The sequence below is a fragment of the Leifsonia shinshuensis genome (assembly GCF_022606355.1).
Classification (GTDB): domain Bacteria; phylum Actinomycetota; class Actinomycetes; order Actinomycetales; family Microbacteriaceae; genus Leifsonia; species Leifsonia shinshuensis_B.
In genome coordinates this window covers 162,406-186,975 of record NZ_JAHHZQ010000001.1, presented here as the reverse complement: position 1 = coordinate 186,975, position 24,570 = coordinate 162,406, and the positions used below count along the sequence as shown (strand labels likewise).

Here is a 24,570-nt window from a genome sequence, read left to right as displayed (position 1 = left end):
ACGCCGAGCATTCCGGTACCGCCGTCATCGCCGCTGCAGCAGGCCGCCCAACGTCACCGCCGTTCCGGCCACGAGCGAGACCAGACCGTCCCGGTCCGCCAGGCGTGCGGCGGGCAGCGCGAGGGCGAGACCACCGATCAGGTGCGCATCGGCGTCACGCACCGGTACGGCAAGGCAGCCGAAGCCCGGGGTGAGCTCACCCTCCTGAGTCGCATAGCGCGTCGGCGACGGGATCGTCCGTGCGGCCTGCTCGGCGAGCAGAAGGCGGCCGAGGGCTGACACGCTCAGGTCGCTGCCGATGCGCTTCGGGTCCGAGAGGGGGAAGTCCGGGTCGACATCGACCGGTACGACGCGGCCCTCGCGGTAGACGGCGAGGTGCACGCCGCCGCGGATCTGTGCCCGCAGATCGGCGACCGCCCGGTGTGCGTTGGCGGCAGCGTCCTGCGCCTGCGCCACGTCGGCGAGCTCGGCCACCTTGCGGCCGAGCGCGAAACCGCGGAGGTCGGGCATGCGCACCAGGTATTCGTCCTGCACGAGCAGGTTGAGCAGCCGATAGGCGGTGGCGCGCGGCAGGCCGAGCCGGGCGGAGAGCTGCTGCGCGGTGATGCCCGGTCCGGAGCGCGCGACCTCCTCCAGCACCGCGAGTGCGCTGTGCACGGCGCCCGGCTGGCGCCCGCTCAGCTCCGGCGCAGCGCTCACGGCGACCCGCCGAGCACGTCCCCCGTCGTGGGCTCGTCGTAGAGCCCGATGCGGGCGAGAGCCTCCGGCCGCCTCCGCCGGCAGAACGCGTAGAACGCCGACGCGATCAGCGCCATCCCGGCCAGCAGCACGACCGCGAGTGCACGGGTGCCCGAGACCTCCAGCCAGAGGTCGAGGCCCAGCGCTACGACCAGCCCGAATACGGCGATGCCTGCCGCGACGGCCGGCCACGCCGTCAGCTCTCCGATCCGCCGCAGGAAGAACGGGGTGGCGACGCACACCAGCGTGTACGCGGTCATGTAGCCGGCGGCGGCGCACACCACGATGATGCCCATCGCGTCCCAGGCGCTCATCCCCGTGGCGACCAGGGCCACCGGCACGGCGACCTCCACGGCGATGCCCACGGCGAGCGCGACGTGCGGCGTGCGGTGCCGGCGGTGCGTGCGGCCGAACGCTCGCGGCGCGATCCCCTCTCGGCCGAGCGAGAAGACGACGCGGGCGAGAGCCGTCGTGGAGGCGAGGGCACAGGCCAGGAAGGAGCACGCCAGCGCCGCGTCGAGCAGCAGGCCGATCCACTCGACCCCGGCGCGGGCGGCGAGATCGTTGACCGGGTTCTCGGCGGCGGCGAGCTCACCGCCGAACGCGTCGTAGCCGGCCAGCTGGGTGTAGGCCGACAGCAGGTACAGCACGCCGGCCGCGATGACGGTCCAGCGGATCGTGCGCGGGACGGTGGCGAACGGCCGCCGGGACTCCACGCCGAGAGTCGCAGCGCTTTCGAACCCGACGAAGGCGGTCACGGCGACGGTCGTGCCGGCTGCGAGCTCCGGCAGGCCGATGTTCCTGGGCAGCGCGACGTTCCACGACAGCGGGCCGGGCACGCGCACGAGCAGCACGGTGATCAGCACGAGGATGCCGACGATCGACAGCAGTTCGATGACCAGCGTCACGCGGGTGGAGAGCCGGATGCCGCGCCAGAGGATCAGCAGGCACAATGCGCCGAAGGCGACGAGGAGCGCCAGGACCAGCGGTCGCGACTCCGCGATGCCCGGAGCCGCGTGCGAAAGCAGGGTCAGACCGTAGTGGGCGGCGCCGAGCAGCGCGAACATGGCGACGAAGCCGTAGCCGACCACCATCGCGGCACTCGTGGCGAAGCCCGCCCGCACCCCGAGACCGCGCGCCGCGAAGGTGTAGAGCGACCCGGTCGCCGCCATCCGCCGCGTGAACTGGTTGACGGCGGACGCGACGAGCGCCATCAGCACCGCCGCAAGCAGGAACGCCGCGAGTGTCCCCGATCCGGCACGCGCAGCGACCAGCAACGGGCAGGTGGCTGCCGCCGCCGACGGCGCGACCGCCCCGACGGATTGCGCGAGCACGTCGACGAACCCGAGACTGCGCCGGTCGAGCCCGGCCATCGACGACCGCGCAGGGAGGCCGTCGACCGGCTTCGGGTCGGCGATCGCCCGGCTCAGGGCCGTCATGTAGGGCTGTGCTGTCACCGTGTGCTCCTCGTCCGCGAGGCTACGTGCGCCACGTTGCGACGGCGTTTCGGTGGCGTCACGGACGCGTGACCGCCGAATGCGACAGCGCCGTCCCATTCCGCGCGCTGGGAGTCTTCACGCGCACGGAACGGTGGCGCAACACCGGGTGGTGAGACTGGGCCGCGTATCCCACTCGGCCATTCCTGGAGGAACTCATGACGGCAGCACAGGAGCCTCACGCTCTGTTCGGCGACCCGGTCGCGATCCGCGGGCCCGGGGCGTCGCGCCAGCTCTCTGGCCGGCTCGGCGTCGGCTCGATCGTGTTCATGGTGGTCGCCGCCGCGGCCCCCCCTCACCGTGATCGGCGGCGGCTTCCCCGTGGCGGTCCTGCTCGGCAACGGGGCGGGCGTGCCCACCATGTTCGCGATCGGGGCGATCATCCTGCTGTTCTTCGCCGTCGGGCTGAGTGCGATGAGCCGATTCATCCCGCGCCCCGGCGCGTTCTTCACCTACGTCGGCTACGGGATGGGACGCCCGCTCGGACTGGCCGCGGCGTACCTGGCTCTGCTGACCTACACGACCGTGCAGGTGGCGGTGTACGGCTATCTCGGCGCGACACTCGAGTCGTCGGTGGTCGCACTGCACGGTCCCGACCTGCCCTGGTACCTGTACTCGCTGGCGATGGTCGCCCTGGTGGGCATCCTCGGCTACCGGCACATCGAGCTGAGCTCGCGGGTGCTGGGGGTGCTGTTGGTGGCCGAAGTGGGCATCGTCGTGATCCTGAGCGTCGTCATCATCGCGACCGGCGGCGCCGACGGTCTCTCCGCCGTGCCGTTCCAGCCGAGCACGGTGCTCTCCGGCTCCCCTGGCATCGGCCTGATGTTCGCACTCGCCGGCTTCATCGGGTTCGAGTCGACGGCGATCTTCCGCGACGAGGCGAAGGAACCGGAGAAGACCATCCCGCGCGCCACCTACATCGCGGTGATCGCGATCGGAGTGTTCTACACGTTCGCCTCGTGGTCGCTGGTGATGGGCTGGGGGCCGACGCGGATCGTCGACGTCGTGGCGAAGGACACCGGCGGGTTCATCGTGAACACGGCCGTGCACTACCTCGGGTCGGTCGGCGGCGTGGTCGTCAACGTGCTGCTGATCACCAGCCTGTTCGCCTGTGTGCTGTCCTTCCACAACGTGGTCACCCGCTACCAGCACTCGATGTCGAACGCGAGCGTGCTCCCGGCCCTCGTGGGCCGCGTGCACGGCAAGCACGCCTCGCCGTACGCCTCCTCCCTGGTGCAGACGGGGACGGCGGCCGTGCTGATCGCGGCGTTCGCCGTGTTCAGGCTCGATCCGGTGCTGCAGGTCTTCACCTGGTTCAGCGGCGTAGCGACCCTCGCGATCGTCGTGCTGATGGCCCTGACCTGCCTGGCCGTGATCGTCTACTTCGCCCGGAAGAAGACGGGCGCAGGGCTCTGGCGCACCGTCGTCGCTCCTGTCATCGGCCTCATCGGCCTGGTGGGCGTCACGCTCATCATCGTCGACAACTTCCCCCTCCTCATCGGCGATGTGGACACGCAGGGCACCCCGGTGCTCGGCCCGCTCTCCATCGCGTTCTTCGCCGCCATGCTCGCCTTCCCGATCATCGGCGTGGTGCAGGCGCTCGTCCTGCGCCGCACCAAGCGCGACGCCTACGAGAACATCATCGACACCATCAGCGCCTAGGAGACGTGAGTACCTATGACCACCGAACTGCCCCTGACCCTCCCTGACGAGACGCTCGCCCCGGGACCGCTCTCGAGCCTCACGGCCGCCGAGATCGTGTCGGCCGCGCACATCCTGCGCGACGCGGGCGCCGTCACGGAGACCAGCCGCTTCGTCTACGTCGGCCTCCTGGAGCCGGACAAGGCCGATGTGCTCGCCGCGCTCGCCAGCAGCGCTCCCGCACCCGAGCGGGAAGCGCGCGTGCTCCTGCTCGATGTCGCGACCGGCGCGAGCATCGATGCCGCCGTGTCGCTGGCCCGTGGCGAGGTCATCGCCCTGGTCCCGGTCGATGGTTCCCGCGGCCAGGTGCCCATCCTCGAGGAGGAGTTCGAGGCCATCGGCTCCGTGATGGCAGCCGACACCGGTTGGCTGAGCGCGCTCGCGAAACGCGGGCTCACGAGCGAGCAGGTGGTGTACGCGCCGCTCTCTCCCGGCTCCTACGACATCCCGGGTGAGGAGGGCCGCCGCATCATCCGCGTCTTCGCGTTCCGGATGGACCACGCCGAGGACCACCCGTGGGCGCATCCTGTCGACGGGCTCTGCGCCTACGTCGACGTCATCGCCCGCGTGGTCACCCAGGTCGTGGACGCGGCCGAGCTCCCCGTCCCCGAGGAGCCGGGCAACTTCCACCTCGCCGCGGAGCGGCCCGCTCCACTGGACACCCTCAAACCCATCTCGATCACCCAGCCGGAGGGACCGAGCTTCCGAGTGGAGGGCGACGCCGTCACCTGGGCGAACTGGTCGTTCTCGCTCGGCTTCGACGCCAGGGAGGGGCTCATCCTGCGCAACCTCGCGTTCGCCGACCCCGATCAGGGCGGGAAGGTCCGCCCGGTGATCTACCGCGCGTCCATCGCAGAGATGGTCGTGCCGTACGCCGATCCGTCGCCCACGCGGTACTGGCAGAACTACTTCGACACCGGCGAGTACTTGTTCGGCCGCTTCGCGAACTCGCTCACGCTGGGCTGCGACTGCCTCGGCGAGATCCGCTACTTCGACGCCGTGCTGTCCGACGAGTTCGGCCGCCCCAAGACGGTCGAGAACGCGATCTGCATGCATGAGGAGGACTACGGGACGCTCTGGAAGCACACCGACATGTTCACCTCCGCCAACGAGGTGCGCCGTTCGCGACGGCTGGTGATCTCGTTCTTCACCACCGTCGGCAACTACGACTACGGGTTCTACTGGTACCTCTACCTCGACGGCACCATCGAGTGCGAGGCCAAACTGACCGGTATCCTGTTCACCTCGGCCTACGTGGACGGTTCGCCGACTGCGAGCGAGGTCGCCCCGGGCCTGGGCGCGCCCTACCACCAGCACCTGTTCTCGGCACGGCTCGACATGATGGTGGACGGGCTCGCCAACGCGGTGGAGGAGGTGGACGCCGTTCGTCTCCCGATCAGCGAGACGAACCCCTACGGCAACGCCTTCACCAAGCGCGTGACCCGCATCGCGAGCGAGGCGGACGGCGCCAGGGACGCGGACGCCTCCGTCGGCCGCACCTGGCACATCGTGAACACCGAGAAGACGAACCGGCTCGGGCGGCCGACCGGCTACGTGCTCCACGCCGAGCAGAACCCCACTCTGATGGCCGACCCCTCGGCCACGGTCACGGCGCGCGCCACGTTCACCACGAAGCAGCTGTGGGTGACGCAGTACGCCAGCGACGAGCGCTACCCCGCCGGCGAGTTCGTCAATCAGAATCCGGGAGGCGACGGGCTGCCCGCCTACATGGCCGCCGACCGTTCGCTCGACGGCGAGGACATCGTGCTGTGGCACACCTTCGGCCCGACGCACTTCCCGCGCGTCGAGGACTGGCCGGTGATGCCGGTGGACTACGCGAAGTTCACGCTCAAGCCGTACGGCTTCTTCGGCCGCAACCCCGCGCTCAACGTGCCGGCCGAAGCGCCGGCGCACTGTGCTCCCGGCCGGCACGGCGACCACGACCACACCCACCACCACGGATGATCGAGGCTCTCCACCTCGGCAGCATGCTCCCGGCCGCGCTGGGAGCATGCTGCGTCGCCGGAGGCGCCGACCGCCGCTCCGCCCTGGCGTGGCTGGGGATGCTGGCCATGCTCGCGGCGATGGCCGACACCATGCTGCTGCCGCACCCGATCGTGCCCGCGATCGTCTGGACGGCGGCGCTCGTCGCACTCGGCATCGCGGCGGCTGTGCGCGCACGACTCCCCCACGGCAGCTCCGATGGGGTGACGGCCGGCGCACGCGTCCGGCCGGGCATGGGCGTTCACCGCGCTCTGCAGTCGGTGATCATGGCCGGGCTCGTCGTGATCGCGGCGGGTCACCGCGCCGGACCGGCTCACCCTGCGGCCGGGCACGCCGGTCACGCCGTCCCGCTCACCGCACTCGTCGTCGCCGCCGCCGTGGTGTTCGCCAGCGTCTCGGCGGTGATCGTCGCGCGATCCGGCCGGCCCGCCCTTGCCCGCGCCGAAGCCGGGCTGGGCGCCGCCTCCGTCGCGTTGATGGCCCTCCCGCTCGCCTTCTGAGCGGGAGGGCCCGCACCTCAGGCGGAGGCGACGAGGCCGAGCTCGGCGGGCGACAGCAGGAGATCGTTGACCGGGACGATGCGCACGGTGTAGCCGAAGGAGCCGGCCCAGGTGAGCGTCACGCCGCCCGCGAACTCGAGCGCGACCGAGGGGTCCGCACCCGGGATCGCGTGCTCGAGCTCCAAGCGCTCGTAGTGCACGCCCGTGAGGTCCTCGCTGTCGTAGCTGCGGCCGTAGACGAGCTGCACCTCGACGTCCTCCGGTCGGAGGCCGTTCAGGTGCACCAGGGCGCGCACGCGCAGCTGGTCGCCGACCTGCGGCACGGCGTCGAGGCCGCCGGCGTCCACATGGGCCACGTTCACGCCGGGCCACGCCGATCGCACGCGCTGCTTCCACGCGGCGAGATCCCGCGCGTCGCGGTAGTCGTCGGCGCTCAGCCGCTTCTCGTTGGCGGCCGCGGGCATGTACAGCCGCTCCACGTACTCGCCCACCATGCGCTCGGCGCTCAGCGGGGCGGAGAGGGTCGAGAGGGTGTGGCGGATCTGCGCGACCCAGGCGTCGGGCACGCCGTCGCCGTCGCGGTCGTAGAAGCGCGGGGCGATCTGGTGCTCGATCAGGTCGTACATCGCCTCGGCCTCCAACGCGTCGCGCTCGGCACCGTCTCCCGCCGCGTCCGCCGAGGGGATGGCCCAGCCGTTCTCGCCGTCGTAGAACTCGTTCCACCAGCCGTCGAGGATCGAGAGGTTCAGCCCGCCGTTGAGGGCCGCCTTCATGCCGGAGGTCCCGCAGGCCTCCAGGGGTCGCAGCGGGTTGTTCAACCAGACGTCGGTCCCCGGGTACAGCAGCTGGGCCATCCCGATGTCGTAATCGGGCAGGAAGACCATGCGCTGCCGGATCTCCGGCTCGCTCGCGAACTGCACGAGCTTCTGGATGAGACGCTTGCCCTCGTCGTCCGCCGGGTGCGACTTGCCCGCGATCACGAACTGCACGGGCCGCTCGGGGTGCAGGAGGATGTTCCGCAGCCGCTGCGGGTCGTGCAGCATCAGCGTGAGCCGCTTGTAGGTCGGCACGCGCCGGGCGAAGCCGATCGTCAGCACGTTCGGGTCCAGGAGGTCGCTCATCCAGACCGGCGCGATGCCGCCCGGGTTCTGCGCCTCCCACGCCGCCGCGAGCCGTCGACGCGCATCGCGCACGAGCTGCTCGCGCATCCGGGTGCGGACGCTCCACAGATCCAGGTCGCTGACCGCCCCGGAGTTGGCCCAGTCGGCGTGCGTGGTGTCGTCGGTGCCGAGACGCTCCAGGGCCAGCGACCGCAGCATCGGGTCGGTCCAGGTGGGAGCATGGACGCCGTTGGTGACCGAGTCGATCGGCACCTCCGGGTTGTCGAACCCCGGGAACAGTCCACCGAACATCTGCCGGCTGACCTCCCCGTGCAGTCGGGAGACGCCGTTCGCGTGCTGGCCCAGCCGCAGGCCCATGACCGCCATGTTGAACACGGCGTCGGAGCCGCCCGAGTAGTCCTCCGCGCCGAGCGCGAGCACCTCGTCCACCTCGACGCCCGGCAACAGCGTGGTGGAGAAGTACCGCTCCACCAGCGGCCGGTCGAACCGATCGATACCGGCGGGGACGGGCGTGTGCGTGGTGAACACCGTGCCGGCGCGCACCACCTGGAGGGCTTCATCGAACGTGAGACCCTCGCCGATCAGGTCGGAGATCCGCTCCAGACCGAGGAAGCCGGCGTGGCCCTCGTTGGTGTGGAAGACCTCGGCGGCCGGCGCACCGGTGAGCTCCGCCCAGGCCTTCACGGCGCGCACGCCGCCGATGCCGAGCAGCAGCTCCTGCAGCAGCCGGTGCTCGCCGCCGCCCCCGTACAGCCGGTCGGTGACCGAGCGCAGGCTCTCGTCGTTCTCGGGGATGTCGGTGTCCAGCAGCAGCAGGCGCACCCGGCCGACCGCCGCCTGCCACACCCGGGCGTGCAGCTCCCCGGCGGGCAGTGCGAGCGTGATCTGCACCGGAGAGCCGTCCGGGTCGCGCAGCACACTGAGCGGCAGGCCGTCCGGATCGAGCACCGGATAGCTCTCCAGCTGCCAGCCGTCCGGCGTGATGGCCTGGGAGAAGTAGCCGGAGCGGTAGAAGAGCCCGACGCCGACCAGGGGGACGCCCAGGTCGCTCGCGGCCTTCAGGTGGTCGCCGGCGAGGATGCCGAGGCCGCCAGAGTATTGCGGCAGGGTCGCCGCGATCCCGAACTCGGGAGAGAAGTAGGCGATGGAGGCCGGCGCCGACTCGCCGAGGGACTGGTACCAGCGCGGGTCATGGATGTAGGCGCGCAGCTCGTCCCTGACATGGTTGGCCCAGTCGACGTACCCGGGGTCCGCCGCGAGCTCGGCGAGCCGCGAGGGCTCGACGGAGCCGAGCAAGGCGATCGGGTCGTGCCCGACCTCCTGCCACAGCTCCGGCGAGATGCGGGCGAACAGCTCCTTGGTCGGCTCGTGCCAGGACCAGCGGAGGTTTCCCGCGATCTCCTCGAGGGCAGAGAGGTTCTCGGGGAGGACGGCGCGGACGGTGAATCTACGGATGGCCTTCACTCGCACGAGCATAAACGAGGCGCGTGACGGGAGTGTTAATGGGCTCATGACGGGTGAGTGAATGAGTGTACGGTCGGCATGTGGGAAAGAGCGCAGCGACCAAACCATCAGCCGCCGCAGCAGAGCCGGTGCAGGCACCCGTCGAGACGGGGTCCGTCGAGACGGCCGTCAGCGACGCGCCGGCCGCCGAGCCGGCCGACGTCGACTACGAACCCCTGCTCCCTCGCATCCCCATCCTCGACCTGTCCCCCCAGGTCGATGAAGGGCACTGGGCGGCGTCGGCGTTCAGCGGGGAGGTCGTGCCCTTCCGCGCCACGGCGTTCCGGGAGGGCCACGACCGCATCGGCGTCGACCTGCTCCTGCTCGACCCGTCCGGCACCCAGACCGAGCACCACATGCGCGCCATCGCGCCGGGAACCGACCGCTGGGAGGTCGAGGTCCAGCTCGAGCAGGAGGGCCTCTGGCGGTATCGCGTCCAGGCCTACGCCGACGAGTACGCCACCTGGCGGCACAACGCCGAGGTCAAGGTGCCGGCGGGCATCGACGTCGAGCTGATGCTGACGATCGCACACGACCTGCTCACGAAGGCCGCCGCCGACAAGCGTCGCTCCACGGCGGAGCGCCGCCATCTGTCGGAGGCCGCCCGGGTGGTGGGCGACGCCGATCGCGGCGTCGACGAGCGGTTCCAGGCGGCGGTCGACGACCGCATCAAGCGCATCCTCGCCGAGCGTCCGGTCGTCGCGCTTCCGTCGCTGTCCCCGACGCGGGCGGTGCTCGTCGAACGCACGCGCGCCGGTGTCGGCAGCTGGTACGAGTTCTTCCCGCGCTCCGAGGGCGCCAAGCGCCTTCCGGACGGCTCCTGGCAGTCCGGCACCTTCCGCACTGCCGCCAAGCGCCTGCCCGAAGTCGCGGCCATGGGCTTCGACGTCGTGTACCTGCCGCCGATCCACCCGATCGGCCGCACCTTCCGCAAGGGCCCGAACAACACGCTGGACGCCGGGGAGAACGACCCGGGGTCGCCGTGGGCGATCGGCGGTCCCGACGGCGGGCACGACGCCATCCACCCGGATCTCGGCACCGAGAAGGACTTCGCGTTCTTCCTCGGCAAGGCCAAGCAGGCGGGGCTGGAGATCGCCCTCGATCTCGCCCTGCAGGCCTCCCCCGACCACCCGTGGGTCACTCAGCACCCGGAGTGGTTCACCACGCTCCCCGACGGCACCATCGCCTACGCGGAGAACCCGCCGAAGAAGTACCAGGACATCTACCCGATCAACTTCGACAACGACTACGACGGGCTGCGCGCCGAGGTCCTGCGGATCGTGCGGTACTGGATGTCCCTCGGCGTACGGATCTTCCGCGTCGACAACCCGCACACCAAGCCGCTGCACTTCTGGGAGTGGCTCATCCACACGGTCAACGCCACCGACCCGGATGTGGTGTTCCTCGCCGAGGCGTTCACGCGGCCCGCCCTCCTGCACACGCTGGCCAAGGCCGGCTTCCAGCAGTCGTACACCTACTTCACCTGGCGCAACACGAAGGAGGAGCTCGCCGAGTTCCTCACCGGCCTGGCCGAAGACACTCCGGACTTCCTCCGCCCCAACCTGTTCGTGAACACGCCGGACATCCTCACCGAGTACCTGCAGTTCGGCGGCCCGGCCGCCTTCAAGATCCGCGCGGCGATCGCCGCGACGGGGGCCCCGACCTGGGGCGTCTACTCCGGGTTCGAGCTGTACGAGAACGTCGCGCGCCCCGGTGCAGAGGAGTACATCGACAACGAGAAGTACGAGTACCGTCCCCGCGACTACGCCAGAGCAGCCGCACTCGGCCGCTCCCTCGCGCCGTACCTCACGATGCTCAACCGGGCGCGCAGCGAGCATCCCGCGCTGCGCCAGCTGCGCAACCTGCGCGTGCACGGGAGCGAGGACGACGCCGTGCTGGTCTACTCCAAGTACCTCGCCGGCGAGTTCACGCGCAGCGGCAAGCCCGACGCCGTGCTCGTCGTCGCCAACGTCGACCCGCACTCGGTTCGCGAGACGCTGGTGCACCTCGACGTCGCCGCGTTCGGCATCGCGCCGGGATCGCAGTTCGAGGTGCGCGACCTGGTGACCGGCCAGCGCTGGACCTGGGGCGCCGACAACTACGTGCGCCTCGACGCCTTCTCCGAGCCGGTGCACATCCTGACCGTCAAGCCGTTGGAGGCCGCACGATGACCCCGATCCCCGAAGGCGCAGCCGCGGTCGACCTGCCGACCATCGACGACGGCGTCCTGCACGCCGTCGCGGCCGGCAGCTACCACGATCCGCACTCCGTGCTCGGCCAGCACCAGGTCGCCGCGCACGGTGTGGACGACCCGATCACGGTCATCCGCGCTCTCCGCCCGCTCGCCGAGGCGGTCTTCGCGATCCTGCCGACGGGTGCCCACATCGAGCTCGCGCACCTCGCGCACGGCATCTGGCAGGGCGTCGACATCGTCGGCCCCGGCGCTTACGAGATCGAGGCCCGTTACGCCGGAGGGGCCACCTGGACGGCCGACGATCCCTACCGCTTCCTGCCGACGATCGGCGAGCTCGACCTCCACCTGATCCGCGAGGGCAGGCACGAACAGCTCTGGACGGCGCTCGGCGCGCACGTGCGCGACCTGGGCGGCGTCCTCGGCACCGCCTTCACCGTCTGGGCGCCGCACGCGCGCGCCGTGCGCGTCGTGGGCGACTTCAACGGCTGGGACGGCACGCTGCACGCGATGCGCAACATGGGGGCCTCCGGTGTCTGGGAGCTGTTCGTCCCCGGACTGGGTGAGGGCTCCATCTACAAGTTCGACCTGCTCGGCGCGAACGGCGAGTGGGTGCGCAAGATCGATCCGATGGCCCAGGCGGCGGAGACCCCGCCCAACACGGCTTCCGTCGTCACGGTGAGCCGCCACGGGTGGCAGGACGGCGAGTGGATGAGCCGTCGGGCCGCCACCGATCCGCACGCCGGGCCGATGAGCGTCTACGAGCTCCACTTCGGCAGCTGGCGGCCCGGCCTCGGCTATCGGGAGGCCGCCGACCAGCTCATCGACTACCTCGGTGCGCTGGGCTACACCCACGTGGAGTTCCTCCCGCTCGCCGAGCATCCGTTCGGCGGCTCGTGGGGCTACCAGGTCACCGGCTACTACGCGCCGACCAGCCGGTTCGGCTCCCCCGACGACCTCAAGTACCTGATCGACCGGCTGCACCAGGCCGGCATCGGCGTCCTCCTCGACTGGGTGCCCGGCCACTTCCCGAAAGACGATTGGGCGCTCGCCCGCTTCGACGGGCAGCCGCTGTACGAGCACCCCGATCCCCGCCGCGGCGAGCACAAAGACTGGGGAACCTACATCTTCGACTACGGCAACTCGCAGGTGCGCAACTTCCTCGTCGCCAACGCGCTGTTCTGGCTCGAGGAGTTCCACATCGACGGGCTCCGGGTCGACGCCGTGGCATCGATGCTGTACCTCGACTACTCGCGCAACGACGGCGAGTGGGAGCCCAACATCCACGGCGGCCGCGAGAACCTGGAGGCCATCGGCTTCCTGCAAGAGGTCACCGCGACCTCGTACAAGCGCAACCCCGGCACCGTGATGATCGCGGAGGAGTCGACCAGCTACGCCGGCGTCACCGCGCCGACCTCCTCGGGCGGGCTCGGGTTCGGGCTCAAGTGGAACATGGGCTGGATGCACGACGCACTCCAGTACATCCACGAGGACCCGATGTGGCGCAGCTACCACCACAGCGAGATCACGTTCTCGTTCGTATACGCGTGGAGCGAGAACTTCCTGCTGCCGATCAGTCACGACGAGGTCGTGCACGGCAAAGGATCCCTCATCGGCAAGATGCCGGGAGATCACTGGCAGCAGCTGGCGAACGTGCGGGCGTTCCTGTCGTTCATGTGGGCGCACCCGGGCAAGCAGCTGCTCTTCATGGGTCAGGAGTTCGGGCAGTACTCCGAGTGGAGCGAGGAGCGCGGCCTCGACTGGTGGATGCTCGACCAGCCGAGCCATCGTGGACTCTGGAACCTCGTGGCGCAGCTGAACGCCGTCTACCGGGACAACCCGCAGCTCTGGTCGCTCGACAACGACCCGGCCGGTTTCGAGTGGCTCGACGGCTCGGACGCCGCAGGCAACGTGCTGGCCTTCCTGCGCAAAGACCGCGACGGCTCGCCGATCGTGGTGCTGCTCAACTTCTCCGGCAACCCGCACGAGGGCTACCGCGTCGGCCTGCCGTTCGCCGGTGAGTGGGAGGAGCTGCTCAACACCGACGCGAGCGACTTCGGCGGTTCGGGAGTGGGCAACTTCGGCGGAGTGACGGCACACGACGAGCCGTGGATGGGCCGCCCGGCCTCCGCGGTGCTGACGCTGCCGCCGCTGGGCGCGCTGTATCTCCGCCCGCGTCGATGAACCGGGGGAAGGCCGTCAGACCGCCACGTCGTTGAGCCAAGCCGAATAGCCCTGCCCCTCGACCGCGTGCTCCGGCGCGAGGTTGCGCCCGGAGCGCCACGCCGAGCCCAGCGGGCCGCCGAGCCGAACGGAGAGGATCGGGCGGCGCGTGCCGCAGGCGCGCTTCCACTGCCGGGCGAGCGCACGCGCGGACTCCACGCGCGGGCCGCCCACGGTGCGCACCGAGTCCGGCTCACCCGCCCCCTCGACCGCGTCGACGAGCACACGCGCCACATCGGACACGGCGATGGGCTGGAATCGCGTTGCGGCCGGCGACATCAGAATCCCGAACCGACGGCCACGCTCGAAGATCGCGGTCACGAAGTCGTGGAACTGCGTCGCCCGCACGATCCTGGTCTCCAGCGGAGAGTCCAGATACGTGCGCTCCTGCACCAGCTTCGCCCGGTAGTACGGATACCGCGCACCGTCGATGCCGGCCACGGAGAGGAGCACGGCCTGGCCGACGCCGAAACGTGCTGCGGTGTGCAGGAGGTTGCGCGACCCGTGCGCGAACACGTGCGACGCGCGCCGCCCGGCCGCATTGCTCGCGTCGACGACCGCGTCGACGCCGTCGACGGCCTCCTCGAGGCCGTCGCCGGACACGAGGTCGACGGTCACGTAGTCGGCGCCGACGACATAGCTTTCCGAGTCGTCGTCCGGGATCCGCCGGGCCGCGACGATCACGTGGTGGCCGCGCTCCACGGCCTCTGCAGCGACGGCGCGTCCGGCCAGGCCGGTTCCGCCGACGACGAGCACACGGGACATGCGCCTGCCTTCCGGGCGAGTGGGGTGTCAGCCGCCCACGAGCGCGCCGACCCCTCCGACAAGTGGAGGGCCCGGGTCAGTAGAGCAGCGACGCCAGCCTAGCCCTGGCCTTGCCCACCCGGGGGTCTTCCACACCGACGATCTCGAAATACTCCAGGATGCGTGCCCTCACCGCTTCCTTGCCTGCGGCGTCCAGCGTGGGGAACAGTGTCAGCAGCCGGTCGAACGCGTCGTCGACGTGCCCGCCGGAGAGGTCGAGGTCGGCGACGGCGAGCTGCGCCTCGCGGTCGGAGGGATCGGCGGCGGCCGCCGTGCGGATCTCGTCGATCGTGCGGCCCGCGAGACGGTCGAGCAGGCTCACCTGGGCGAGTCCGGCGATCGCCATCGTGTCGCGCGGATCCTGTGCGATCGCGGTCTTGTAGGCGGCGATGGCCGCCGGGTAGTCGCCGCGGTCGATCGCCTCGTAGGCCTCCGCGTGCAGCGGCGGCAGCGGTTCGGGTTCGGGCTCTGCGGCCTCGCCCTCCGGCGCCTCGCCCGTCGCCGCGTCGACCTTGGCCGTCCCCGTGACGCCGTTCTGCGCGGCGAGCTCGAGGAGCTGCGCCACGACGTCCCTGACCTGGTCTTCGGGAATCGCGCCGGCGAACAGCTGCACGGGCCGCCCGGCCACGATCCCGGCGACCACCGGCACGGACTGCGCTTGGAACGCCTGCACGAGCTGCGGGTTCGCGTCCACGTCGACCTGCACCAGCACGACCCGGCCGGCGAGGTCGGAGGTGACCGTGTCGAGCACGGTCGCCAGCCGCCGGTCGGGGTCGGCCCACGAGGCCGACAGTGCGACGACGACGGGCACCCGCATCGACAGGTCGATGAAGTCGTTGAAGTTCGCGTCCGTCCCCTGGAAGAACAGGCTGGGGAGCTGGATCGCCTCCCCCGGCACCGCCGCATCGGCAGTGGCGCCCGCGGGGGCCTGCGGCCGGTTGACCAGGCCGCTCAGGTCCACAGCGCCGCGGAGGTTGGTCGGGGTGGGCGGGATCTGGCTCATGCGGTTCTCCTGAGGCTGACGGTTCGCGGACTACGCGTCCGAACGAGTTAACAGGATACGGCGCTGCGGGCCACTGCGCCCCGCGCTGCGGGCTACTGCACCTCGCGCGCGGACACCAGCCCCTGCGAGAAGCCCAGCAGGCGTACCTTGTCCGACGAGCCGGCCGGCGGCACGTAGAACGCGAGCTGGTAGCCGTACACCGACTCGATCCCGGTGTTGGACTGGGCGACGCCGCTCAGCGCGGCGGTGGTCGCTCCCGCGATCACCTGTGCGCCGGCCTCCTGGACCTTGTGCAGCTGCACCTCCTCCGGGTTCACCCAGACGATGGCCCCCGAGTCGTTGGTCGCCATCGAGATCACCGGTCCGGTGCCTTGCCGGCTCGTGAAGGTGAGCGACGAGGTGTTGCCGAACTGCTGCGCGAGGCGGGCCTGCTCCTGCTGCTTCCACGTCGCGCCGACCTGGGCGACGAGCTTGTCGTCTGTCAGGTCGAAGCTCGACAGCCACTTGCTCTTGTCGCCGTTGAGGAGGATGTCGCCGTAAGCGGCGGCGATCTCGTTGGGCTGCACCTTGAGCAGCTTGGAGTCCGGCGGTACGACCGCAGCGCCGATGCTGGCGGGCGCGAGGTTCGGCACCTTGACGTTCGGCTCGAGGGCGATCGCGTACTCCACCATGTAGTTGTCGCGCGGCGTCTGCTGCACGAGCGCGAGCGCGAGCGGGGCCTGCGCCTTGCCTTCCGCGTCGTTCGGCAGCTTGAGCACAGCCGTGACCGTGCGCGGCCAGCTGTCGGTGGCCTGCGGGAGCGACAGCTCGAGGGGGCCGGCCGGGATGGCCGGGAGTGCGGGCTGGTCGGCCTTCTTGGCGCGGATCGCGTAGTTGGCTTCGCGCAGCTGGAGCGCGGGGCCGGTGAACCGGAGCTTCGCGAGCGCCGGGTCGTTCTTGGCGTCGGCGTTGGCCGCCGCGACCGAGATCCGCTTGACGATGCGCTCGAGCTGCGGAACGGTCACAGCGGGCGGCAGCTGGTTGTCGCCCTTCGGCGCGCTCGTGGTCGTCGGCGTCGGAGTGCCGGTCGGGCCGTCCGCGAACGCGGCGCCGGCCCCGACTCCCGTCAGTGCGAGCACGCCGGCGAGCAGCGCCGGCACCATCGCCCGGGTGCGACGGCTCGCGCGACGGCCGCGCGGGGTCGCCTCAATGGAGGCCGTGGGCTTGTACTTCGGAGCTTTGGGGAGCTTGGGCATCTTGGGTCCGCTCTTGCGTCGGGGTCCGCGGGACTTGCGGTGGGTGTACAGGCCCCACAGGTACAGCGCGATGCCGATGACCAGCAGCACGAGGCCGCCGATGATGAGCGGGAACGCCCACGGCGTGCTCGTGTCGACCGGCCAGGTCAGCAGGATCTTGTTCGGCGCCGGCTTCGTGCCGTCGCTCGCCACGATGACGCTCACACCGCTCGGCACGTTCATCTTGGTGGTCTGGGCGTCCAGGCCGTCGTACTCCTCCAGCCAGAGATCGGAGCCGGCGGGGTCTGGGCCGGGCGTGGCGGCCGTCGTCGAGCCGGAGTCGGCCGTCGGAGCCGGAGTCTCCGTCGGAGCGGGTGTCGCGGTGGAGCCGTCGGTCGAGCCGGTGTCGCTGGAGGCCTTGGGGGTGACCGTCTTCACCGTGAGGTCGCCGGTGTCGGCGCGGTAGGAGACGGCGGCGTACTTCTGGTCTCCGAGCCACGACTTCACGTCGGCGGTGCGGCCGTAGGCGACCATCTGCGTCTTGGCGTCCGGCGCCCCCGCCACGGACAGCGTCTGCTGCCCGGGATGGGCGTTGAGCACCGCGCTGTCGATCACGACGTAGCGCGCGTCGCCGCCGACGGTCGCCGACACGGCGATCTGCGAGGGGGGTGCGAAGATCGTGCGCTGGGCGATGCCGGCCACGATCATGACGGCGGCGACCACGAACGCGACGATGGCCAGTACGAAACGCAAACAGACTCCTCATGTGCCGGTGGGGGGCGGGCACAGTCACACAACGATAGTGGAGCACCCTGAGAGGCATCTAACCGTTGTCTGCGCGCTCACGCAGTCCCCCATGCGGGTACGGGCGACGAAATGTAGGATCGATGCGGCGCGCGCGCGGCTCGCTCACCCGGAATCCCCTTCAGGAGTAACACAGTGGCCACCGACGAATCCAACTTCACCCAGGTCTTCCGCGGCTACGACAAGGACGAAGTGGACAAGGCCGTCCAGGAGCTCCGGCGCGAGCTGATCAAGTCCAACACGCAGTCGGCCGACCAGACCAAGGAGATCAAGCGCCTCCAGCTGCGGATCGACGAGCTCAACGCCGAGATCGAAGAGGTCGGCAGCCCCACCTACTCGGGCCTCGGGACCAAGCTCGAGAACACCCTCCGCGTCGCCGAGGAGCAGTCGACCCGGCTGATCGCCCAAGCCGACATCGACGCGGAGAAGCTGCGTTCCGGGGTCGCCGCCGAAGTCGAGAAGATCAAGAAGACAGCGGCGCTGCAGGCGGAGCGGGTGCTGGCCGACGCGCAGGCGCGTGCGACGACCGCGCTGGAGGACGCCCAGATCGAGTCTGCGGAGCTGCTCGCGCGCACCCGCGCCGACAAGGAGACGCTCCTCACCGACGCCATGCGCGAGGCCGCCGCCATCCGCGGGGCCGTCGCCACCGAGGCCGCCGAGCTGCGCGCGACGAGCAAGCGCGAGGCCGCGGCGGTCCGCGCCGAGGCCGACCGGGAGGCCGCGGAGCTGAAGGCCGTCGCCCTCCGCGAGGCCGAGGCCGCCCGGGCGGAGACCGCCGAGCTCGACCGCACCATCGCGGCCCGCCGCAGCGAGCTCGAGAACGCGCTCGCCGGCGACCGCGCCGCCTTCGAGCGCGAGTCGGCCCAGACCCGGCTGGAGCTCGACAAGAAGGTCGCAGAAACCGCTGACCGGCTCGCGGCCGAGCAGACCGCGGCGCGCGACGCGCTCGCTGCCGAAATGGCGCAGGCCCGTGCCGAGCTCGCCGACGAGGTGGAGCGCCAGCGCGCCGCCCTTGCGGCCGAGGCCGCCCAGACGCGCGCAGACCTCCAGCACGAGGACGCCACGGCACGGCAGAAGCTGGCGGACGACGTCGAGCGGACGACGACCTCCCTCGCGGCCGAGGTCGAGCAGACCACGAGCGCACTGGCCGCAGAGGTCGAGCAGACCAGGGCGCGCCTGGCCGACGAGGTGACTTCGACGAAGTCGGCGCTGGCCGACGAGGTCGCACGCACCACGAGCGAGCTGGCCGACGAGGTGACCCGCACCAAGTCCGCCCTCTCGGACGAGGTCACCACGACCAGATCGCAGCTGGAGGCCGATGTGACGGCCGCGCGCTCACAGCTCGAGACCGACGTCACGACGACGCGCTCCGCTCTCGCCGACGAGGTGGAGCGCACCAGGAAGGAGCTCGCCGACGAAGTCCTCCAGACCCGCACGACCCTCGAGCGCGAGTCGACGGAGACCCGAGCAGGGCTGGAGGCCGACCGCATCTCGACCGCGGCCACCCTCGCCGCCGACCGCGACCGCACAGCCAATGAGATCGCGACCCAGGTCGAGAACACCCGCGCCCAGCTCGCCGCCGACCGGGAGCGCACGGCAGCGGAGCTCGCCGACACCGTCGAGACCACGCGTGCCGATCTCGCGGCGGAGGTCGAGAGCACGCAGGCCGCCCTCGCCGCCGACGTCAAGCGCACCCAGGCCTCGCTGGCGAAGGAGGTCGAGAAGACCCGCTCCGCGCTCGCTAAGGAGGTCGAGACCGCGCGGGCCGAGCTCGCGACCGAGGTCGAGACCACCCAGGCGGCACTCGCCGCCGAAGTCGAGTCGACCCGCGCCGACCTCGCCTCCGAGGTCGAGACGACCCAGGCCGCTCTCGCCGCCGAAGTCGAGGCCACTCGTTCCGAGCTCGCCGCCGAGGTGGACGCGCAGCGCAAGGAACTCGATACCGAGGCCAAGCGTCTCCGGGCCGATCTCGCCGCGGAGATCGGCGAGGCGCGCACCGCCCTCACCGAAGAGCTCGCGACCGAACGCAGCGCCCTCGCCGCAGAGGTCGCCACCACGCGTGCCCAGCTCGCCGCCGACGTCGAACAGACCGCCGTGCGTCTGGCGACTGAGAAGGAGCAGACCCTCTCAGCGCTCGAGACCCAGGTCGTCACCACCAGGACAGCCCTGGCGGCGGAGGTCGAGCAGACGAAGTCTGCACTGGCCGCGGAGGTCGAGCAGACCAGATCCGCCCTCGAGACCGAGGTCACCACCACCAAGTCCGCCCTCGCAGCCGAGGTCGAGCAGACGAAGTCCGCTCTCGAGACCGAGGTCACCACCACCAAGTCCGCCCTCGCAGCCGAGGTCGAGCAGACGAAGTCCGCTCTCGCCGCTGAGGAGGAGGAGACCCGATCCCGTCTCGCCGACGACCGTGAGCAGACGCGGAGCACGCTCGCCGCCGAGGTGAAGCGCACGACCGCAGAGCTCGCGGACCAGCGGGCAACCACCGAGCAGGAGCTGAAGAACGAGCGCGAGCAGCAGCGTCTCGAGCTCGAGCGGGAGGCGGAGCTGACCCGGGTGACTCTCGCGGAGGAGACCGAGCGGGCGCGGGTGGCCCTCGACGCCGAGACCGCGAAGGCCCGTGCCGAGATCGCCCGCGAGTCGGCGGAGGCTCGAACGGCGCTCGACGCGGAGCTGGCCGAGCAGCAGGCCGCCTTCGACCAGGAGGACGCCACCGCGCGTGCCGCGCTCGACGCCGAGCTCACGGCACTCCGCACCGCCACGATGGCCGAGCTCGACAAGCGCACCCACGAGATCGAGCAGGCGCGGATCGACCTCGATGTCGAGCTCCGCGCCCGGCGTGACGAGGCCGAGAAGGAATACCTCGGCCATCACCAGGAGGCCGTCGCCCAGACCCAGAAGTACCTCGACGAGGCCAACACGCAGCTCGCCGACGCGGTCAAGCGGACCGCTCAGGCCCGCACCGAGGCCGAGATGTTCGACGCCGAGGCCCGCGAGACGGTGAAGTCGGCACGCAAGGAGGCCGAGAAGGCGGCCGCGGGTATCGTTCGCGAGGCCCAGGAACGCGCTGACGCGCTCATCGAGGAGGCGGAGGAGCGCACGCAACGCCTGGTCGCCGACGCGGAGGAGCGTCTTTCCCAGATTAGGATTGAGCGCGAGGCCGTGGCCGGATACTTCGAGAACCTGAGGGGTATGCTCCAGGCGGCAGACAAGGTGTCGGCCGACGACTGACCTCCGGCCGGCGGAGGCGACCGGCTGTGGAGGGGGACTCAGTGAAGATCCAGAACGCGTTCCGCGTGGGGTTGATCGGCACACTCGGTGTGGGGCTCGGCTATCTCATCCTCACGTCGATCGTCAGCCTGGCCACGATCATCACCTACATCGGTGCCGCGCTGTTCCTGGCGCTGGGGATCGAGCCGTCGATCTCGTTCCTCGAACGGCGCAAGTTCCCCCGCTGGCTGGCCCTCGTCCTGACGCTCGTCGTCATCCTCGGCCTGTTCGTCGCGCTCATCTGGGCGATCGTGCCCGTCGCGGTCGGCCAGGCCAGCCAGCTCGTCAACAACACCATCAACTGGGTCAACAACGGTGGGGCCGAGTCCTGGTTCCTCAGTCTCCAGCATCAGTTCCCGACGATCGTCAACCAGCAGAACATCAACGCGGTCACCGACTGGCTGCAGAAGAACCTCCCCGACATCACCTCGAAGGTGCTGCAGACGGGCATCGGGATCGTGCAGGGCGCCTTCGGCGCGATCATCGTGGTCATCCTGACGATCTACTTCACGGCCTCGCTGCCCAGCATCAAGCGCGCCGCATACCAGCTCGTGCCGGCCTCCCGTCGCTCGCGCTTCGCCGACCTCGGCGACCAGATCACCGACTCCGTCGGCAAGTACGTGATGGGTCAGGTGTCGCTCGCCCTGGTGAACGGCGTCCTCAGCGCGGTCTTCCTGACGATCATCGGCGCGAAGTTCCCGATCCTGCTCGCGTCGATCGCGTTCTTCTTCTCTCTGATCCCGCTCGTCGGAACGATCACCGGTTCGGTGATCATCGTCGCCGTCTGCTTCCTCTCCGGACCGCCGACCGCGATCGCCGCGGCCATCTACTACCTCGCCTACATGCAGGTGGAGGCATACTTCCTCAGCCCGCGCATCATGAATCGAGCGGTGTCCGTCCCCGGCGCCCTGGTCGTGGTGGCCGCCCTCGCCGGCGGAACCCTCCTGGGCATCCTCGGAGCCCTCGTCGCGATCCCGTTCGCCGCGGCGATCCTGCTCATCATCAAGCAGGTGATCATCCCCCGCCAGAACGAGCTGTAGAGGGCGTTCGCGGGAGCTGCCGGTTCAGTACGACCGACGAGGAGCGTTCACCCCTCTACGATGACGTTCTCGGACACCTGAGTCCAACCGGGTTTCACATCGCCGGCGGTGACGCCGTGCCGGAAGAACTCCGCATTGACCGTGCCGGGCGCCCACTCCAAAGTGAACCAGTCGCCGGCACCGCACGACGACGCCCACTGGAGCGGCTCGGTCGCCGTCGTCAGCACCAGGCACACACCGTTCACGAGGTCGATGTCGCCGCTCTGCTTCGCCAGGTAGTACTCCACGCCGTCCTTGGACGCGATGTGCCGAGCAGTCTCCGGGTCGAACCCACTGAAGCCGGTCAGGTCGCCCGGCAACGCATCGGCCGGTTCCGCCGCGCGCTCCAGTGCCGGGACGGAACCCGAGGTGCAGCCCGCCATGAGCATTGCCGCAGCGACGACCGCCGCGGCGATCGCCGACGGCCGCAGAACTCCACTGTTCACGATGACCCCCTGCTCTGAATCGTAGCGGGTGTCGTCCTCAGCGGTTCAGGCGGGCGGCCACTGCGTGGGCAGCGGCAGAGCGGCCGGGTTCAGCCGTTCGACGATCTCGTCGAGCACCCGACGTGTCTGGTTCTCGCCCACCCAGAGGTGCTTGCCGCCCTCCACGTCCACCAGCTGGATCTGCGGCAGCGGGCGGAACCGTTCAGCGGCCTCCGCAGGCTTCAGGTAGTCGTCGTGCTCGGGGATGAGCGCGACGATGGGCCGCTCGTCGCCGGCCCAGGCGGCGAGATGCTCGGGCTTGGCACGGTGCAACGGGGGTGAGAGCAGGATGACGCCGTCGACGGGACACTCCCGGCCGTACATGAGCGCGAGCTCGGTGCCGAACGACCAGCCGAGGAGCCACGGGTGCGGGAGGCCGCGCTCGGCCACGAAGTCCATCGCCGCCTCCACGTCGTAGCGCTCGCCGATGCCGTGGTCGAACTGCCCCTGGCTGCGGCCGCGCGGGGACGACGTGCCTCGCGTGTTGAAGCGCAGCACGGCGATGTCGGCCAGTGCCGGCAACCGGCCGGCCGCCTTGCGCAGGATGTGCGAGTCCATGAAGCCGCCGCCCGTGGGCAGCGGGTGCAGGGTGACCAGTGTCGCCACCGGCTCGCGCTCCAACGGGCTCGCGAGCTCGCCGACGAGCGTGAGGCCGTCTCTGGTGCGCAGCTCGATGTCTTCCCGGCGCGCCGGCAGCTCGATGCCGCCGCGGATCTCCGTCGGTGCGTCCGTCACTTCGGTGGTCTCCTTCATCCGCTCACGCGGTCTTCCAGCACGCCGTGTGCCAGTGGCGCCGCGCGGCGAGGTCCGCCGAGTCGCCGAGCACCCCATCGGCGCGCCACGTGACCAGGTGGGCTACCCCTGGGCCGATCTCGCGTCCGCATCCCGGGCAGACGTAGCTCTTCTGCGCCTGCAGTGCGGACACGGGCTGAACGTTCCATTCGACGCCGCGACGCACCTCGACACGCTTCCAGCCCGCCAGCAGGCGGTCGAAGCCGTCCTGCTCCTCCTCACGCTGCTCGCCATGGCGGCGGCGGGGACGGTTGCTGCGGGGCACTCCCCCAGTCTATGCAGGGCTGGTGGCCTCGCGGCGCAGGGCCGCAGAGTGCCGCTCAGTACCAGCCCGAGGACTGGGAGTGGCCCCAAGCGCCGCAGGGGTTCGTGTACCGGCCGGCGATGTAGCCGAGGCCCCACGAGATCTGCACGGTGGCGTCCGTCTGCCAGCCCGGGCCCATCTTGCTGCCGGGAAGGGCCTGCGGGATGCCGTAGGCGCCGCTGGGGTTCGACGCGTTCACGCGCCAGCCCGACTCCCGGTTCCAAAGCGCGACGAGGCAGCTGTACTGGTCGTCACCCCAGCCGCGCTGCTGCACCATCTGGTACGCGATGGCCTTCGCCGTCCCCGGGTCGGGAACGGGCGCCGAAGGGGCGCTCGAGCCGCCGCTGCTGCTGCCGCTCGACGCCGTCTTGGTCGGCGTCGGCGTGGGGGTCGGAGTGGGCTTCGGCTTCACGCCGAGCACATCGCGCGTGACCGTGGTCGCAGAGGCGTCGGGAGCCGTCAGGCTCTGCACCGGCGCGTCTCCGTAGCGGGAGGTCTGGTCGATGTTCTGCAGGGAGTCCGCGTAGGCCGGGGTGGCCGCGCTGCCCGAATACGGGTCGACCACGTTGACCAACGCGAAGCCGACGGCGGCGGTGAAGGCGAACCCCCAGATGGCCGCACGCGACCGGATGTGAGGGCGTCGCGAACGCCGGAATGCGACTCCGACCGGGTTGGCAGGGGTCAGCGGAACGATTTCTGCTGCTTCTCGTCTACCCACGATCACAAGACCATAACGAACAATTCACGACTTTCCAAGGAGAGACACCCATCTTCAGCTAATGACCAGGCTCAGCGGACCGCGAGCATCACGTCTGTGACGCTGTCCAGGAGGAGATCCACCTGCGCCTCCCGGTACCCCCCGCGCTGTTCGCGGAACGTCACGGTGCGCACCTCCTCGACGCTCATCGGCCGCCCGTCCTGGAAGTACTTGACCAGCCTGCCGGCGAAACGATCGACGTCATGGCGGTTGTACCCGAGGGTCAGGAAGCTGACCCTCTGGAAGCGGTGGCCGATGGGCCGCTCGAGACGGTCGAGGATCGCCTGCGCAGTCGTACGCGCCTGCTCGAACCACTCGGCATCGCTGACAGCGCCGCGGGCGGCCTCGCGCTCGCGAGCCGCGAAGGCGTCCTCCAGCCGCTCCAGGGCGGCATCCACGTGCGAGGTCGAATAGCCGCCCTTGGCCATCGAGAAGGCCGTGTGGCGGATGTCGGCGGCGGTCAGGGACGCCTGCGAAGAAGCGTCGGCGTCATAGGCGACGCGGGCGCTGACGAGGAACTCGTCCACCTGGTCGACGTCGTATCCGAGCTTCGACTTGGGGCTCCGGGGAAAGGTGCTCAC

Annotated in this window: 18 protein-coding genes; 7 read left to right on the top strand and 11 right to left on the bottom strand. The window is 70.4% G+C overall.

The annotated features are described in order from the left end of the window. Positions 1-24 precede the first annotated feature (24 nt). Together KNO15_RS00955 and KNO15_RS00950 are read right to left on the bottom strand one after the other, a co-directional pair. Positions 25-699 (bottom strand): helix-turn-helix domain-containing protein, encoded by a 675-nt coding sequence (locus KNO15_RS00955; RefSeq protein WP_241701480.1) that lies wholly within the window; start codon positions 697-699, stop codon positions 25-27. Beyond that, complete coding sequence (locus KNO15_RS00950; protein ID WP_241701479.1) at positions 696-2,195, bottom strand: APC family permease; 1,500 nt, start codon at positions 2,193-2,195, stop codon at positions 696-698. Before KNO15_RS00950 ends, KNO15_RS00955 begins: the two co-directional genes overlap by 4 nt. 360 nt (positions 2,196-2,555) lie before the next feature. Between KNO15_RS00950 and KNO15_RS00945 the strand changes: the two genes are divergently transcribed. From KNO15_RS00945 to KNO15_RS00935, 3 genes are read left to right on the top strand one after another with little or no spacing between them, the layout of a single operon-like run. Then, the gene (locus KNO15_RS00945; RefSeq protein ID WP_241701478.1) at positions 2,556-3,896 is read left to right on the top strand and encodes an APC family permease; all 1,341 of its coding nucleotides are present in this window, start codon (positions 2,556-2,558) and stop codon (positions 3,894-3,896) included. Positions 3,897-3,911: 15 nt separating this feature from the next. Further along, positions 3,912-5,900, top strand: a complete 1,989-nt coding sequence (locus KNO15_RS00940; protein ID WP_241701477.1) for a primary-amine oxidase — start codon at positions 3,912-3,914, stop codon at positions 5,898-5,900. After that, complete coding sequence (locus KNO15_RS00935) at positions 5,897-6,439, top strand: hypothetical protein (protein ID WP_241701476.1); 543 nt, start codon at positions 5,897-5,899, stop codon at positions 6,437-6,439. Before KNO15_RS00940 ends, KNO15_RS00935 begins: the two co-directional genes overlap by 4 nt. Before the next feature lie 17 nt (positions 6,440-6,456). On the opposite strand, the gene glgP is transcribed toward KNO15_RS00935, so the two are convergent. Next, entirely contained in the window at positions 6,457-9,024 is a 2,568-nt protein-coding gene (glgP, locus tag KNO15_RS00930) for an alpha-glucan family phosphorylase (RefSeq protein ID WP_241701475.1), read from the bottom strand. Between the two features lie 215 nt (positions 9,025-9,239). Between glgP and KNO15_RS00925 the strand changes: the two genes are divergently transcribed. Next, positions 9,240-11,234, top strand: coding sequence for an alpha-1,4-glucan--maltose-1-phosphate maltosyltransferase (locus KNO15_RS00925; RefSeq protein WP_278046473.1), 1,995 nt, complete (start codon positions 9,240-9,242; stop codon positions 11,232-11,234). Then, on the top strand, positions 11,231-13,438 hold the full coding sequence (gene glgB / locus KNO15_RS00920) for a 1,4-alpha-glucan branching protein GlgB (protein WP_241701474.1): 2,208 nt from the start codon (positions 11,231-11,233) through the stop codon (positions 13,436-13,438). Before KNO15_RS00925 ends, glgB begins: the two co-directional genes overlap by 4 nt. 15 nt (positions 13,439-13,453) lie before the next feature. Here the strand turns inward: glgB and KNO15_RS00915 are convergent, their stop codons facing one another. The 3 genes from KNO15_RS00915 to KNO15_RS00905 all read right to left on the bottom strand — a co-directional run bounded on the left by KNO15_RS00915 (position 13,454) and on the right by KNO15_RS00905 (position 17,251). Then, complete coding sequence (locus KNO15_RS00915) at positions 13,454-14,242, bottom strand: SDR family oxidoreductase (protein ID WP_241701473.1); 789 nt, start codon at positions 14,240-14,242, stop codon at positions 13,454-13,456. A 76-nt stretch (positions 14,243-14,318) separates the two neighbouring features. Then, complete coding sequence (locus KNO15_RS00910) at positions 14,319-15,284, bottom strand: tetratricopeptide repeat protein (RefSeq protein WP_241701472.1); 966 nt, start codon at positions 15,282-15,284, stop codon at positions 14,319-14,321. Between the two features lie 92 nt (positions 15,285-15,376). Beyond that, the gene (locus tag KNO15_RS00905; protein WP_241701471.1) at positions 15,377-17,251 is read right to left on the bottom strand and encodes a hypothetical protein; all 1,875 of its coding nucleotides are present in this window, start codon (positions 17,249-17,251) and stop codon (positions 15,377-15,379) included. A gap of 186 nt (positions 17,252-17,437) precedes the next feature. Here KNO15_RS00905 and KNO15_RS00900 point away from each other — a divergent pair, with 186 nt between their 5' ends. Together KNO15_RS00900 and KNO15_RS00895 are read left to right on the top strand one after the other, a co-directional pair. Then, a complete protein-coding gene (locus tag KNO15_RS00900) occupies positions 17,438-20,533 on the top strand; it encodes a hypothetical protein (RefSeq protein WP_241701470.1) in 3,096 nt (1,031 codons plus the stop codon). Positions 20,534-20,574: 41 nt separating this feature from the next. Next, entirely contained in the window at positions 20,575-21,612 is a 1,038-nt protein-coding gene (locus KNO15_RS00895; RefSeq protein ID WP_241701469.1) for an AI-2E family transporter, read from the top strand. Positions 21,613-21,659: 47 nt separating this feature from the next. Here KNO15_RS00895 and KNO15_RS00890 read toward each other — a convergent pair whose 3' ends face one another. The 5 genes from KNO15_RS00890 to KNO15_RS00870 form a co-directional block, all read right to left on the bottom strand. Further along, complete coding sequence (locus KNO15_RS00890; protein ID WP_241701468.1) at positions 21,660-22,097, bottom strand: hypothetical protein; 438 nt, start codon at positions 22,095-22,097, stop codon at positions 21,660-21,662. A 45-nt stretch (positions 22,098-22,142) separates the two neighbouring features. Continuing rightward, the gene (locus KNO15_RS00885) at positions 22,143-22,871 is read right to left on the bottom strand and encodes an alpha/beta hydrolase (protein ID WP_241701467.1); all 729 of its coding nucleotides are present in this window, start codon (positions 22,869-22,871) and stop codon (positions 22,143-22,145) included. Between the two features lie 22 nt (positions 22,872-22,893). Then, entirely contained in the window at positions 22,894-23,193 is a 300-nt protein-coding gene (locus KNO15_RS00880) for a hypothetical protein (protein ID WP_241701466.1), read from the bottom strand. A 55-nt stretch (positions 23,194-23,248) separates the two neighbouring features. Beyond that, positions 23,249-23,950, bottom strand: a complete 702-nt coding sequence (locus tag KNO15_RS00875; protein WP_241701465.1) for a lytic transglycosylase domain-containing protein — start codon at positions 23,948-23,950, stop codon at positions 23,249-23,251. A 71-nt stretch (positions 23,951-24,021) separates the two neighbouring features. Next, positions 24,022-24,570: a DivIVA domain-containing protein gene (locus KNO15_RS00870; protein ID WP_241701464.1), complete on the bottom strand. Its 549-nt coding sequence runs from the start codon at positions 24,568-24,570 to the stop codon at positions 24,022-24,024.

Bases quoted from the DNA above. Each gene is read 5' to 3' on its own strand.
- glgB (WP_241701474.1), top strand. From the start codon at position 11,231: ATGACCCCGATCCCCGAAGGCGCAGCCGCGGTCGACCTGCCGACCATC.
- KNO15_RS00915 (WP_241701473.1), bottom strand. From the start codon at position 14,242: ATGTCCCGTGTGCTCGTCGTCGGCGGAACCGGCCTGGCCGGACGCGCC.
- KNO15_RS00935 (WP_241701476.1), top strand. From the start codon at position 5,897: ATGATCGAGGCTCTCCACCTCGGCAGCATGCTCCCGGCCGCGCTGGGA.
- KNO15_RS00910 (WP_241701472.1), bottom strand. From the start codon at position 15,284: ATGAGCCAGATCCCGCCCACCCCGACCAACCTCCGCGGCGCTGTGGAC.
- KNO15_RS00940 (WP_241701477.1), top strand. From the start codon at position 3,912: ATGACCACCGAACTGCCCCTGACCCTCCCTGACGAGACGCTCGCCCCG.